12 protein-coding genes and 1 riboswitch are annotated in these 11,914 nt (G+C 34.9%); of the genes, 9 read left to right on the top strand and 3 right to left on the bottom strand.

Annotation, left to right across the window (positions count from 1 at the left end; genetic code table 11):
* Nucleotides 1-126: 126 nt before the first annotated feature.
* From ACEWK1_RS25705 to ACEWK1_RS25670, 8 genes are all read left to right on the top strand, one after another.
* Nucleotides 127-441: a hypothetical protein gene (locus tag ACEWK1_RS25705; RefSeq protein ID WP_231308893.1), complete on the top strand. Its 315-nt coding sequence runs from the start codon at nt 127-129 to the stop codon at nt 439-441.
* Between the two features lie 260 nt (nt 442-701).
* Nucleotides 702-807: riboswitch (SAM riboswitch) on the top strand.
* 115 nt (nt 808-922) lie between these two features.
* Nucleotides 923-2,050, top strand: a complete 1,128-nt coding sequence (locus tag ACEWK1_RS25700) for a sugar ABC transporter substrate-binding protein (protein ID WP_379053482.1) — start codon at nt 923-925, stop codon at nt 2,048-2,050.
* Between the two features lie 114 nt (nt 2,051-2,164).
* Nucleotides 2,165-3,670 carry a sugar ABC transporter ATP-binding protein gene (locus ACEWK1_RS25695; RefSeq protein ID WP_247339433.1) on the top strand — a complete coding sequence of 502 codons (1,506 nt, stop codon included), beginning with the start codon at nt 2,165-2,167 and terminating at the stop codon, nt 3,668-3,670.
* A gap of 1 nt (nt 3,671) precedes the next feature.
* Nucleotides 3,672-4,670 (top strand): ABC transporter permease, encoded by a 999-nt coding sequence (locus tag ACEWK1_RS25690; RefSeq protein ID WP_247339435.1) that lies wholly within the window; start codon nt 3,672-3,674, stop codon nt 4,668-4,670.
* Nucleotides 4,671-5,088: 418 nt separating this feature from the next.
* Nucleotides 5,089-5,916, top strand: coding sequence for a basic amino acid ABC transporter substrate-binding protein (locus tag ACEWK1_RS25685; RefSeq protein ID WP_247339436.1), 828 nt, complete (start codon nt 5,089-5,091; stop codon nt 5,914-5,916).
* 75 nt (nt 5,917-5,991) lie between these two features.
* A complete protein-coding gene (locus ACEWK1_RS25680; protein WP_212138083.1) occupies nt 5,992-6,648 on the top strand; it encodes an amino acid ABC transporter permease in 657 nt (218 codons plus the stop codon).
* Nucleotides 6,645-7,367, top strand: a complete 723-nt coding sequence (locus ACEWK1_RS25675; RefSeq protein WP_212138082.1) for an amino acid ABC transporter ATP-binding protein — start codon at nt 6,645-6,647, stop codon at nt 7,365-7,367. Before ACEWK1_RS25680 ends, ACEWK1_RS25675 begins: the two co-directional genes overlap by 4 nt.
* A 246-nt stretch (nt 7,368-7,613) precedes the next feature.
* Entirely contained in the window at nt 7,614-8,975 is a 1,362-nt protein-coding gene (locus tag ACEWK1_RS25670) for an aspartate kinase (RefSeq protein WP_379053478.1), read from the top strand.
* A 44-nt stretch (nt 8,976-9,019) separates the two neighbouring features.
* Here ACEWK1_RS25670 and ACEWK1_RS25665 read toward each other — a convergent pair whose 3' ends face one another.
* Nucleotides 9,020-10,039, bottom strand: coding sequence for a DUF3231 family protein (locus ACEWK1_RS25665; RefSeq protein ID WP_098797789.1), 1,020 nt, complete (start codon nt 10,037-10,039; stop codon nt 9,020-9,022).
* Nucleotides 10,040-10,305: 266 nt separating this feature from the next.
* Here ACEWK1_RS25665 and ACEWK1_RS25660 point away from each other — a divergent pair, with 266 nt between their 5' ends.
* On the top strand, nt 10,306-11,280 hold the full coding sequence (locus tag ACEWK1_RS25660) for a carbohydrate kinase family protein (RefSeq protein WP_416636782.1): 975 nt from the start codon (nt 10,306-10,308) through the stop codon (nt 11,278-11,280).
* A 12-nt stretch (nt 11,281-11,292) separates the two neighbouring features.
* Here ACEWK1_RS25660 and ACEWK1_RS25655 read toward each other — a convergent pair whose 3' ends face one another.
* Nucleotides 11,293-11,445: a hypothetical protein gene (locus ACEWK1_RS25655; RefSeq protein WP_162987528.1), complete on the bottom strand. Its 153-nt coding sequence runs from the start codon at nt 11,443-11,445 to the stop codon at nt 11,293-11,295.
* A 20-nt stretch (nt 11,446-11,465) separates the two neighbouring features.
* Nucleotides 11,466-11,690, bottom strand: coding sequence for a hypothetical protein (locus ACEWK1_RS25650; protein WP_121664396.1), 225 nt, complete (start codon nt 11,688-11,690; stop codon nt 11,466-11,468).
* Nucleotides 11,691-11,914: the final 224 nt, after the last annotated feature.

The following is an 11,914-nucleotide window of genomic DNA, read 5'->3' as shown; positions in this document are numbered from 1 at the left end:
ATCCAAAATAATAGTTTTGTCGATAAAGTGTAGACTATGTCTGAATTTTACGAAGGAAAAATGTTTATTTTAGAATCCTCTTGTTTTTATAATGATAACAGGTATAAAAATAAGGAGATTAGTAGAATGGCATTATCTAAAGAGGATTGGAAAGTCATTAATTTTTTTACATATGAAAGAGTTTTAATTGATTATACAGCCAGAACAATTTCTAGGAGAGAAGATTATAAATTAGAAGAATTAGATACAAAATATCTTGTTGAATTAATAAAGGGAATCGGAGAGTATATACAGAAAACCTCAGATGGAATTAGAAGCTCTGAAAATACGAAACTCCTTATTGATAGTGGCATTTTTGACTATTTAGCAACAAAAGTAACATTTGAATCAGAAATTAATAAACGCTTAAGACACTTGCAGGTATCAAATGTATATAATTGAGTTAATTTCAATTATGACTCTTAAGTCAAAAAACGAACATCTTTCTTCATTTTGAACATGTTAATAAAAAATAATACACGGATAAGAACATTATTAAATGTGAAATTTATACGTTTTTTGGTAACAAATGATACATTATGAAATTGATCCAATTGATTTTTTATAATAACTATTAGAAATATTCAATTAATGATTGACATCTATCCTGTAGAGTATTAAAGTATATTTATTGTTTATTTTACTTAATCGCATAAAAAGATCTCTTATCAAGAGTGGCAGAGGGACTGGCCCGATGACGCCCGGCAACCGTTCAATTAGAATTGGTGCTAAATCCTGCAAAGCTTTTAAAGCTTTGAAAGATAAGAGAGGAGACTCCTAAAATTGTGGTGAAACCTCTCTATCTTTAGAGAGGTTTTTTTGTTGCCTAGTATTACTAGACATAATTAAAAAGTTTTATAGAAAATAAGGGGGCAATGCAACGATGAAAAACAGATTTTTTAATGCAGCATTTCTTTTGACTATTGTGCTGACGTTACTTGTGACAGGTTGTTCTTCAAATAATGGAGAAACAGCTGAATCAACTCAAGCTAAAGGAAATCCAGAAGTATCATTAGATAATGTACCTGAACGTTTTGCAAATGGTGAAGGTGCTAAAATCAAAGTTATCCGTAAAATCGGTGGAGATGATCATACAGCTCAATTTTTAGCAGGAGCTAAAGAAGAAGGAGAAGCGTTAGGATTTACAGTTGATGTATTTACCGCAAACGGTGATACAGCTAAATTCCATGATGCTATTGCCCAGGGCTTAGAGGAAGACTATGACGGTTTTATCATTTCACATGGAGATGATGAAGCAACTGTTGATGCTGTTCAAAAGCTTGTTGATGCAGGAAAAAGTGTTGTTACATTTGATTCAAATGAAGGGTTAGCTGAAATTGGAGGGGTAACATTAACTTCACAAGATGATGAGGCGTTAGCAAAGCTCGCGTTAGATCAATTAGTTCAAGATACAAACGGGGAAGCAAACATTGTTTATCTATGGGTTGACGGATTCCCACCAATGGTGAGAAGAAACGCAGTATACCAAGATATTCTTGCTAACAATTCAGGTATTAAAGAAGTTGAACGCTTTGGAGTTGCAGCAGCAGATACATCTGTTCAAACACAAAATGCTGTGGCGGCAATGTTGAACAAACATCCAAAAGGTGAAATTGATGCGATTTTTGCAACATGGGATGCTTTTGCAATAGGTGCAGCGCGTGCGATTAAAGAAGCTGGAAGAGATGAAATTAAGATTTATGGAATTGATGTTTCAAATGCAGATCTTCAAGAAATGCAAAATGAAGAAAGTTCTTGGAAGTACACAGCAGCTGTTGATCCGAAGTTAATTGGTGCAGTTGATATGAGATTGTTAGCGAAAAAGCTTGCGGGAGAAGAAACACCAGAAGCGTATAATCTTGAAGCTTCTCTTATTTCACAGGAAGCATTGTTACAGTCAAGTGAGCCAATTAATATGGTGAATCTGGCAGATACTGTGGAAGGCTGGGGCCAATCTACTGCATTTGAAGAAGAGTGGATGAAAACGTTAAAAGAATATTATAAGAAATAATGCTTTAGACTTAACGAACACTCTCTAAGGTTATGAGAGTGTTCGTTTTCCTCTGATTACCTCACATACATTAAATCCCATAGAAGTGTAAATTAGTAGAAAGGAGGCAAATTGATGAATCACTCAGTATTAGAAATGAAAAAAATTTCAATAGAATTTCCTGGTGTAAAAGCATTAGATGAGGTTGACTTTATTATGAAAAGTGGAACTACACATGCTTTAATTGGTGCGAACGGTGCTGGAAAATCAACACTAATGAAGGTGCTATCAGGTGCTTATACTCACTATACCGGGGAAATCTCAGTTGACCAGACCAAAACGATCATCAAGTCACCTAAAGATGCACAAAAAAATGGTATACAAATTGTCCATCAAGAAGTCGACACTGCCCTTATTCCTTATTTAACAGTTGGAGAAAATATTATGCTTACAAAGACTGTGAATGAAATGGGAAAGAGACAATTTATTAAATGGAAAAAGCTGCATGAGCATGCAACAACTATATTAAACAGCTTGAATATAAAAGTATCTTCCACGAAACTTGTTAGTGAATTAACTTTGGCTGAGAAGCAAATGGTTCTAATTGCAAGAACAGTTTCTTCGGATTGCAAATTTTTAATTTTAGATGAACCAACTGCACCATTAAGTCACTCTGAAACAGTGGAATTGTTCCGTATTGTTCGTGAACTAAAAGAAAAGAATGTTGGGATTATCTTTATATCACATCGTCTTCCTGAAATTTTTGAAATATGTGATGACATTACAATTATGAGAAACGGAAAACTTGTAACTCACGAAAAGATAAGTGAAACAACACCTAATCGAGTAGTGGAAAGCATGCTAGGAAAAGAGTTAGAGGAGCAATTTCCTCAAAAAGCAATTCATCCGGGAGATTTGCTTTTTGAAGTAAATAATTTAAGTGATTCTGAAAAGTTGAATTCTGTTTCATTACAGATTTGTCATGGTGAGATTGTAGGGATTGCAGGTCTTGTAGGTGCGGGGAAGACAGAATTGTGCAAGGCATTATTTGGAGAGACAAAAGTGAAATCTGGTGAGTTAAAACTTAAAGGAAAGAAATTGTCAATTTCCAACCCATACCAAGCTGTAAAGTCTGGGATTGCCTTAGTACCAGAGGAAAGGCGAAAAGAAGGGATTCTTGTTCAAGAATCTGTAGTGACCAATTTAACTGCAGCGAATCTAGGAGCATTTACCAAGCCTTTTAGCTTTTTGAATCGAAAAGCAGAAAAGCAAAAGGCGGTTGAGTTAATAAAAAGTTTAGGGATTAAAACACCTTCAGAGGAAACGAAAGTGCAAAATTTATCTGGAGGTAATCAACAAAAAATCGCAATAGGTAAATGGCTGATAACCGATGCGGATGTCTATATTTTTGATGAACCAACTAAGGGTGTTGATGTTGGTGCTAAAAAAGATATTTTTGACCTGATCAGTGAGCTTGCGAGTAGAGGGAAAGCAATTATTTATGCATCTTCTGAATTGGCTGAGATTATAGGTATTACAAACAGATTATACGTCCTATATGATGGTCAAATCGCTAAGGAATTAGAAACAGATGCAACGAATGAAGAAGAACTATTATATTATTCAACAGGAGGCAACTAGGATGGCAGATGTAAATCCTGTACAATCAACCAATTCAAAGAAATCATTTGATCTTTTTCAATTTTTATATAAGTATGGAACCATTTTAACAATATTTATTTTAATAGCTGTTTTTGCTGCATCTAACCCAGCATTTATTCAAGGAAATAACATAATTAATATCTTAAGGTCCATATCCATTGTGACAATCATTGCTATTGGTATCACGATTTCTCTTTCTGTCAATGGGTTTGATTTATCTGTGGGATCTGTTGCTTCTTTATCAAATGCAATAGTTATTTCAATGTTTGTTTGGTTTTCGCAGAACACAGTTATTGCCATACTTTCTGCTATTATTGCATCATTATTAGTTGGTGTTTTAAACTCATTTATTATCGTAAAAATCAAGGTGCCAGATATGTTACTTACGCTGGCCACTATGTTTATTATTCAAGGTATTGCACTAACGTATACAAAAGGTGCGACTGTGTCGCAAAACATGGTTATGCCTGATGGGACCTTTGCTACAGGTATGATCAGTCCTGTTTTTGAAAAGATTGGACAAGTACCATGGATTATTATCATCATGGTCATTGTAGTTGTTGTGGTACATGTTTTTCTTACCTATACAAAACATGGCCGCTATATGTATGTGATTGGCGGAAATATTGAAGCTGCGAGATTGTCAGGAATACCTGTTAACAAATATAAAGTTGTAGCCTATCTTCTTTCAGCTCTTTTTGCAGCAATAGGTGGTATTGTTTTGGCTTCAAGGGTCATGACTGCTGAAATAAATGCTGGTGCTCCCTACTTAATGGACTCTGTTGCGGCAGCATTTATCGGATTCTCCGTTTTAGGAGCAGGAAAGCCAAATGCATTTGGAACATTTGTCGGAGCTGTTTTAATTGGAATCCTCCAAAATGGTCTTGTGATGATGTCAGTTCCTTATTTTGCAATGGATATTGTAAAGGGAACCGTTCTTGCATTTGCCCTTGGACTAACTTACTATAAACAAAAATAAGAATGTAAAAAGGTTACTGGAGCTTTCAGTAACCTTTTTGTTATTGGCACTGAACATCTTCAATCATCATCCTTCTACAAATATCGGGTGGTGACAGGCACCCTTTCAACTGTATAATTATAAGTGAATTTATAAATCGTTTTTCATAAAGCTGATATCTTTTTTTGTCATAATATCTCACAAAGGAATTGACATTATTTTATTTGATCTTAAAATTAAAGGGAGAAATAGTAGTATGCTATAAGAATTTTGAAAATAGAACCTATTCTAATAAAAGATTTTTATGCGAAGTATTGTATTTAAATACATATACTGATATACTTCATACATGCATATATATTATAAATGCTACAAAACTATGTATCTTACATAGTCATTTAAATAGTTAAGAGATTAAGAGAAATAAGGGGGAGCTAAAATGAAAAAAGGGTTATTTGTATCTGTCCTTATGCTTTCATTTATGTTTTTGTTAGCAGCTTGTGGGACTAGTCAGGAAACAACTAGTGGTGAAGGAAGCGAAGCTGGTGAAACGGAAGAAAAGAAAACGTTAAGAGTTGTTACTGATGCTGCATATGCACCATTTGAGTATCAAGATAAAGGGGAAATTATTGGATTTGATGTTGATTTTATAGAAGCAGTAGCTGAAGAAGCAGGTTATGAAATTGAAATTGAACATGTTGGATGGGATCCTTTGTTCGTTGAGATTAAAGATGAAATTGCAGATTTTGGTATTTCTGCTATTACAATAAACGATGATCGTAAACAAACATATGACTTCTCTGTACCGTACTTTTTATCAACAAATAAAATCTTAGTTCCTGAAGGCAGTGACATTGCATCTGCTGCAGACTTAGAAGGTAAAGTGGTAGCTGTTCAAGCAGGAACAACTGGTCAAGAAGCAGTTGAAGGAATTATGGGGAAAAACAATAAAAACATGAAACAATTTGAAAATAATAACTTAGCGATTATGGAGCTTACTAGCGGTGGTGCTGACGCAGTAGTTGCAGACAATACAGTTGTTGAGGAATATGTGAAAAATAATCCAGACCAAAAACTAACAGTTGTTGAAGATGCAGATAGCTTTGCTTCTGAATACTATGGGTTAATGTTCCCTAAAGGTAGTGAACTTAAAGCTGAGTTTGATGAAGCCATTAACAAAGTGTTAGACAGTGGGAAATATGCTGAAATCTATAACGAATGGTTCGGTTCAGATCCTGATATTGAAAACTTAAAGGCACAGCAATAAAGGTCAAAAATTATTGCGTACCACCTTATTAAAGGTGATACGCAATTTTTGCCTTTATAGGGGAGGAAGAAAAATATGGATTTTCGTTTTGATATAATCGCTGAATATGGTCCATTTTTATTAAAGGGAACATTGTTAACTATTGGCTTGTCTTTAGCTGGTATTCTCCTGGGAACTGTTCTTGGACTTGCGATTGGCTTAGGTAAAATGTTGAATAACAAATTGCTAGCGCTTCCTTTTAAATGGTACATTACCTTTTTCCGTGGAACGCCACTTTTTGTTCAAATACTATTAGTTCATTTTGGGGTAGTACCATTTTTCACGGGTGAAACAAATGGAATTGCTGCTGCAATTATTGCACTTTCATTAAATGCTGCTGCATATATAGCTGAGATATTTAGAGGTGGAATTCAATCCATTGATCGAGGACAAATGGAGGCAGCACGTTCATTAGGAATGAATCATGTTCAAGCCATGAGACATGTTATTTTGCCACAGGCTTTTAAGCGAATGATTCCTCCGTTTGGAAATGAATTTATTGTGTTAATCAAAGAATCATCTCTTGCAGCAGTTGTTGCTGCCCCTGAGATTATGTATTGGGGTCGGGCAATGTCATCTCAATATTATCGTGTATGGGAACCATACTTAACAGTGGCTGTTATTTACTTAATTTTAACTTTAACTCTTAGCTTCTTATTAAATATACTTGAAAGAAGGTTGACGACAGAATGATTACTGTAAAAAAATTAAAGAAATCATTTGGCGCAAACCATGTACTGAAAGATATTAATGTCACAATTAAGCCTCAAGAAGTGGTTGTTGTAATAGGTCCTTCTGGTTCAGGAAAATCTACCTTCTTACGATGCCTTAACTTGCTAGAATCGGTTTCGGGCGGACAAGTTATGATAGATGGTGTTGATTTAACGGATAAAAAAACAGATATAAATAAGGTTCGTGAAGATGTAGGCATGGTTTTTCAGCAATTCAATCTTTTTCCCCACAAAACGGTTATGGAAAATATTACAATGGCACCAATAAGAGTAAAGAAAATGAAGGAGGAGTTAGCAAAAGAAAAGGCATTACAGCTCCTTCAAAAGGTAGGATTAGCTGAAAAAGCTAATGCTTATCCAAATTCTTTGTCAGGTGGTCAAAAACAACGTGTAGCGATTGCTAGGGCATTGGCTATGGAGCCAAAAATTATGTTGTTTGATGAGCCAACTTCTGCCCTAGATCCAGAAATGGTTGGAGAGGTTCTTGAGGTTATGAAGCAATTGGCTCGAGAAGGAATGACAATGGTCGTTGTTACTCATGAAATGGGGTTTGCAAAAGAGGTTGGTGATCGTGTAATTTTCATGGACGGTGGTTATATTATAGAAGAAAATATGCCAGAGCCATTATTTAATGATCCACAGCATGAAAGAACAAAAGCTTTCTTAAGTAAGGTATTGTAATTCTGTATGATAATAGTATAAATGTATACTCGAGAAAATAAAGTAAAGGGAGACGTGTTTGGTCTCCTTTTTGTGTTGAGCAATCAAGTAATTAAGAGGATCTTTATATGTGAGATAGGTATTTGTGTGTTTGTAAGAAAGACAATTGTCCTTATAAGGAAGAAAACTCTTGATTATTTAGATAAAAAAAGAGATAATAGGAAAATAAAATTTGACTGAAAATTTTAAATAGTAGGAGTTGTGGAAATGAAGGTCGTTAAGTTTGGTGGTTCTTCCTTAGCATCAGGTGAACAGCTAAAAAAAGTATTGAATATTGTCGTATCAGATCCTGATCGTAAGGTGGTTGTTGTATCTGCACCTGGAAAACGTTATTCAGATGACATTAAAGTAACAGATTTACTAATTGAATGTGCAGAAAAGCATTTAGCAAATGAAAATGCAGACTCCGTTTTTCAAACAATTATTGAAAGATATGAAAGCATCGTAAAAGAATTATCGATTTCTTCTGACATTATCAATACAATATCAAAGGACTTGAAGAATTTACTTGATGGAGATAAAAGTAAGCCGGATAGCTACCTAGATGCGGTAAAGGCAAGTGGTGAGGATAACAATGCAAAACTAATTGCAGCTTATTTCCAACATAGTGGTTTAAATGCACAATACGTAAATCCGAAAGATGCGGGATTGCTTGTATCGGATGAACCAGGTAATGCGCAAGTATTACCAGAATCATATGAAAATTTATATAAGCTTCGTGAAAGAGAAGGAATTATTGTATTCCCAGGCTTTTTTGGATACAGCAAAACAGGAGAGGTACTAACATTCTCTAGAAGTGGCTCAGATATTACAGGCTCGATTCTAGCTAATGGAATTAAAGCAGATCTATACGAAAACTTTACAGATGTTGATGCCGTGTATTCTGTTAATCCGAATATTGTTCAAGATCCAAAGGAAATTAGTGAGCTCACTTACCGAGAAATGCGTGAGCTATCTTATGCTGGTTTTTCTGTTTTTCATGATGAGGCACTAATCCCGGCATTTAGGGCTGGTATTCCAGTAAATGTTAAAAATACAAATAACCCTTCTGCTCCAGGAACAAAAATTGTGAATGAAAGATCAAACACAAATGGACCGGTTATTGGTATTGCAAGTGATAAAGGCTTTTGCAGCATTTATGTTAGTAAATACTTAATGAATCGTGAAATCGGGTTTGGCCGCAAACTTCTACAAATTCTTGAGGATTACGGTTTAACGTATGAGCATGTACCGTCTGGTATAGACGATGTAACAGTTATTTTAAGGCAAGGTCAAATGGATGAAAATCTTGAAGAAAAGATCACGGAACGAATTATGACTGAATTACATGCAGATGAGGTTATTATTGAACATGATCTTGTTTTGATTATGGTCGTTGGTGAAGGTATGCGCCACAATGTTGGTACAACTGCCCGAGCGTCAAAAGCTCTTGCAGATGCAGGGGTAAATATTGAAATGATTAACCAAGGATCTTCAGAGGTAAGCATGATGTTTGGTGTGAAAGAACCACAAGAAAAACGTGCTGTACAAGCATTGTATAATGAGTTTTTTGTAGCTGTACCAGTATAAAAAAAGGCGTTGGGTTACTCCAACGCCTTTTTCTATGTAAGGTGTTAATGAATATTATCACCTAGCTGTGTTCGATCAGGGGCTCCTGGTGGTTTTTCCAACCATTTATTTTTAATCATAATATCAACCCCGTCCTTGGCAAATTGGGCGATCTCAGCAGATAAACGCTCATAATTTAGAATGAGATCACTCCGTTGACTGGCCGATGCAGCAGTAGCGTAGTTACCGAGTCCAGCTGATGATAGAAGAGACATCGTGTTCATCATTAACTTATCAGAAAAAACGTTTGTTGTTGCATCAGTTACGGCATGATCAGCTGATATCGGTGCTTGTATATCGTCATTCATGAGTGTATCTGACAGAACCTTTATCTGTTTTTTAGAAATTTCTTTTCCTTTTTTCATATAATCTTTTACTTCTTTGGATTGGGCGGTCTGCATAAAGGCAGATGAAAGCATAACCCCAATTTGATTTGTTTCGATATTCAAGCTAAGATGAGAAATTTCAATGGCATTTAGTATTCTTTGTTTATATTTAGTTAAAGGGTTTAATCCACTTAAGTAACTTTTATTATGAATGAAATCAATTTCTTTTGGATAAGGGATGTAAGGTCTTCTTAAGTAAAGTCCTTTTTTAAGTGCTACATCAGATGATAGTTGATATAGAGATTGTACACGAGATAAGCAATCACCAAAATAAGCGCGAATATCAGCTCTTGCGGCTAATGATAGACTTGCGGAATGAGTAAGCAGTCCTACTCTTCCAATGTGTAAGATGTAAGTTAATTTAAACGTATCAGTAAATAAATCAGGTGCTTCCAAAGAAACATCTTTATCTGTAAATCCATATGGAATGGGCAAGTTTTCCTTCTGATGAATTTGTTCAAGTTCTTCTACATGGAGAGAAGATATGCGATAAGCTTCCTCCGTAACAGGAATAATATCTGTGTCGCTTACTTTTTGTTTCATGAATGTTAGAAATGGAAGTGTCATGGTATCATATATGTAAGATGTCCAAAGGATACCTATTTCGGCTGCTGTTAAGGAAACATTATTAAGATTCATGTTGTGAAGCTCCTTTTTTATTTAATCAAGCTTACTTGAATTAATTTCATAATGTATCATTTGTTACCAAAAAACGTATGAATTTCACATTTAATAATGTTTTATCCGTGTATTGTTTATTAACATGTTCAAGGTGAAGAAAAATGTTCGTTTTTTGATTTAAGAATCATAATTATGAAATTAACTTACTTAACTTATTATTAGAATAATCTCTATGGTATATACTTAAACAGTTAACACTTATACATATAAAAGAAGGTGAAAAAATGGGTAGATTATTTTCGATTGGAGAAGTACTAATTGATTTTATTCCGGAGCAAAAAGATATTGCATTAAAAGATGTTGTTTCATTTGAAAGAGCACCAGGAGGAGCACCTGCTAATGTTGCAGCTGCTGTTGCGAAGTCAGGTGGAAACGCTTCAATGATTACGAAACTAGGTGTTGATGCTTTTGGTGATTTTCTGATTGAAACATTAAACAATGTTGGGGTAAATACTGAACATGTTCTTAGAACAAAAGAAGCAAATACTGCCTTGGCATTCGTATCTCTTAAGGAGGATGGAGAACGAGATTTTTCCTTTTACCGTAATCCCTCAGCAGATCTATTATTGAACGAGGAAGAGATTAATGGAGAAATTTTTAATAAAGGAGATATCCTTCATTTTTGCTCAGTTGATTTAGTAGAAAGTCCAATGAAAAAAGCTCATACTAAAGCAATTATGTCTGCTAAGGAAAAAGGTGCTTTAATCAGCTTTGATCCTAATGTGCGTCTACCATTATGGGATGATCCTCAAGACTGTAGAAAGACCATCTTGAGCTTTCTACCTGAAGCCCATCTTGTAAAAATCTCAGATGAGGAATTAGAGTTTATTACAGGAGTGAAAGATGTAGAAGAGGCTATTCAATCATTATTTGTTGGAGATGTGAAAGCGGTTATCTACACAAAAGGATCAGAAGGAGCCGACCTTTATGTAAATGGTGAATTTTGCATTGATTCACCTGGATACAATGTTTCTGTTCAAGATACAACAGGGGCGGGAGATGCCTTTATTGGGGGGATTCTTTATAAGCTACTTGAAAAGAATGTGTTTGTACCTCAAATAAGTACTCGCCTAAAAGAAGAAAGTGAAGAAATCCTTGCTTATGCCAATGCAAGTGGTGCTTTAACCACAACTGGCAAAGGAGCAATTTCAGCTATACCGACTAAAGAGCAAATTTATGCATTTATAAAAGGCCAATAAAAAGCTTGAGGGCTAATTCAGCCTCTCAAGCTTTTCATTGTTAGATGAATTTCTAGAAGAGCTTGCTCTATACTTGTTTTGCTTTGTAAGTTTTAAATGACGAGATCTAAGTATACTGGCAGGTGTATTATTATTTGGAGCTGCTTGTTCATTCCAATCAGACATGTAAACTTAACCTCCTTTTGCTATTCTTCAACTTTCTTCCCTCTCATTAGTTTTTCAAAAGTATCCATGGAAGGATCTCGTTTTATTTCATGATCAAAAGGGTTTGTTTCTTGGGAAAATTCAGGATCAGCATCAAGTCTTATCCCCATCTGAGAACCTTCTGTTGATAAAGGATCATTAATAATTGATTCCCTTGCTCCATCTCGATGTGGAGTTACCTCTGAATTCTGATTACGCCTATCCATCTTATCACCTCAAAAAAATTTAACTTTGGTCTTAAGATATCAAATGGAGGGAAATTCTATTCAAAATTTTGTTTAGTACTGAAAATAGAATAGGTGTTATTACTTCAGAATTGCAGTGAAAATAATAGAAACTGTTGCAACATATAGAGAATAGTGTTAGTCTTTATAAGACTAATTTCTTGCTGTTATTAGTTTTTGATTAAATGAACATGACCATTCTTACA

This window comes from Metabacillus sp. YM-086, from assembly GCF_048059995.1.
In the GTDB taxonomy this organism is placed as follows: domain Bacteria; phylum Bacillota; class Bacilli; order Bacillales; family Bacillaceae; genus Metabacillus; species Metabacillus litoralis_B.
This window is presented reverse-complemented; position numbering and strand designations above follow the sequence as displayed.